Origin of the sequence: Clostridium phoceensis, assembly GCF_001244495.1 — a bacterium.
GTDB lineage: Bacteria > Bacillota > Clostridia > Oscillospirales > Oscillospiraceae > Lawsonibacter > Lawsonibacter asaccharolyticus.
In genome coordinates, this window is sequence record NZ_LN866266.1 from 1 (window position 1) to 2,417 (window position 2,417).

Here is a 2,417-nt window from a genome sequence, read left to right on the forward strand (position 1 = left end):
GAGGCCGTGCCGGTGGCCGGAGCCCGGCTGGAGGCCGTCGCCGCCCTGGCGGAGCGCTTCGGTCTGTCCATGCCCCGGCGGGTGGTGGAGAGCCGCGCAGCCTCTACCCCCTTCCTGGTGGGGGTGGTCCGTCCGGTGCTGGTGCTCCCCATGGGCTGGGCCCCGGACCGCAAGGTGATCCTCCACGAGCTGATCCATTTGAAACAGCGGGACGTGGCCGCCGGGTGGGTCACCGCCCTGTTCCGGTGCGTCCACTGGTGCAACCCCTTCCTGTGGCGCATCTTTGACCGCATCGACAACCAGCGGGAGCAGCGCTGTGACCAGCTGGTGCTGGAGCGGCTGGAGGGGGAGGACCGCCGGGACTACGGCCGGGTCCTGCTGTCCATGGCGGATGACGGCCGGCGCCGCTTCCCCGGCGCCACCACCATGGCCAACGGAGGACAGAACATCAAGGCACGCATCCAGGCCATCACCCGGTTCAAGGCCTTTCCCCGGGGAATGGGACTGGTCTCCGTCTGCATGGTGGTGACGCTGACCCTCTCCCTGGTAGTGGGCCTGCCGGTCTCCGCCGCCGATCCCCTCCCCGGCGCTGTCCGCCTGCTGGGCCCCGTGGGCAGTCTCTCCTACGCCCTGTCCCACCGGCCCGCCACCGTAGGGGGCGCCCTGGACGCATACAGCAAGGGCATCTACGCCCAGTATCACGACGTTCAGGACTGTTACGCCTACCAGGCCATGACCCTCCCACAGGAGCAGCTCCCCGACCTGGTGGAGGAGTGGCGGCAGACGGACCGGGCGAGCTGGAGCGTGCTCCCGGGGACCGATCCCCGATCGGCGTCCTACCGCACCGGCCCCATCTTCCGGGGACTCTCCTATGATGGGGAGGGGGGGTACTGGACCCAGATGTACTTCTTCCGGGACGAGGGCGGGCCACGGGAGGGCACTGAGCGCTCCATCGGCTACCGCCGCCACACCCTCCACCTCCAGCGCCGGGAGGACGGCACCTGGACGGTCTCGCCCCTGTCGGTACAAACCGGCCGGCTGGCCTCCCCCTTTGAGTGGGAACAGATACGGCTCACTTCTTACGACAACCTTCCCTTCCCCAGCCAGGAGCCCCCCGTTTTCACCTGGCACGGAGAGGCGGATGGGGTGGAATTGGAGCTATGGCCCGAGGCAGAGCTCCGGGTCCAAGACGCCTATATAGAGGGCTCTGCTGTCAAAAAGCTGGATCTGAATGGCTTCGGCAGCTCGATCCATACCGATGCCCCAGATCTGGATGCCCGGTTTACCAGTGTTGTGGGCGGAATGGTGCTTCGACTCACCAATCATACCGACCAGCCCAAAACCATGACCCTGGACGTCACTCAGTACTGGGACGAGGGGGTCTCCGTCCTGACCGGAACGGATGCCCCGGAGGACGGCCAGCAGGAGGACCCGGTGTTCGGTCTGCTGTCTCAAGTCCAGAACAGCTGTTATACCGGCTATGATGTGTCCGGTCTGGAGGTGGAGCTGGCCCCCGGGGAAAGCCGGGTTCTGTACTGGGGCAGCCGCGGCAAGGGGTATGCCAACCGCATCCCCGCCGCGGACTGCGTCATGGCGGACTGGCTGGAGGCCGCCTATACGGACAGCCAGGGGAACGAGGTCCCCATCCCACTGGAGCGGGAGGTGCATCTGGATTGAACTCAAAACTGATCCGCGGGGTCCAGTACGCCGCCTGGGCCTACTTCTTCCTCTATCTGGACATCAACCTTAACCGCTTCTCCCTCCTCCCCAATGCGGTGGGGTGGTATCTGCTGAGCCGGGCCGTCACCGCCCTGGAGGAGGAACATCCAGACCTGCGGCTCCTGGGCCCCCTCACCTTCCCCCTGGGCCTCTGGGCGCTGAAACAGTATGCCTCCCTCCTCCCAGCCTGGGACCTGTCCCAGTTCTCCTGGCTGCTGAGCTGGCTGGCGCTGGCGGTGGAGCTCACCACCCTGTATTTCCACTTCCAGTTCCTCACAGACCTGGCGGACATCGCCGCCCGCCACGCCGGAGAGACGGGCCGTGACTTCTCCCCCGCCCTGCTCCGGGCCCGCACGGTGGTCACCGTCCTCTCCACCGCCGCCTCCGTCCTGTTTTACCTGGGGGTGGACAGCTCCGGCCCCCTGAGTTCCTTCTCCATCGCGCTGACCCTGTTCCTGCTGGTGGTGCTGGTGGTCCAGATCCTATGCACCACCGTTCTCCTGTTTCGCTTCTCCTCCGCTCTCCGGCGGGCAGGCCCCGTTTTGCCGGAGGGCCCCGGTATATAAAAACCTCCGCCCTGCCCCCACATGGGGGCAGGGCGGAGGTTTTTCTACGCTGTGAAGGGTCTCAGTTCTGCGCGCTGCCGCTGGCGGCGGGGGCGCTGGCGGAGGCGGAGGTCCCGGCGGAGGCGGAGGCGT

Annotated in this window: 2 protein-coding genes; both read left to right on the forward strand. The window is 66.9% G+C overall.

Translation table 11 applies throughout. The features are described from left to right. The coding region (locus tag BN1969_RS00015) for a M56 family metallopeptidase (RefSeq protein ID WP_147576922.1) at positions 1–1,677 on the forward strand (1,677 nt) is incomplete at its 5' end. Next, positions 1,674–2,285: a hypothetical protein gene (locus tag BN1969_RS00020; RefSeq protein WP_050622424.1), complete on the forward strand. Its 612-nt coding sequence runs from the start codon at positions 1,674–1,676 to the stop codon at positions 2,283–2,285. The genes BN1969_RS00015 and BN1969_RS00020, both read left to right, overlap by 4 nt. The last annotated feature ends 132 nt before the right edge of the window (positions 2,286–2,417 follow it).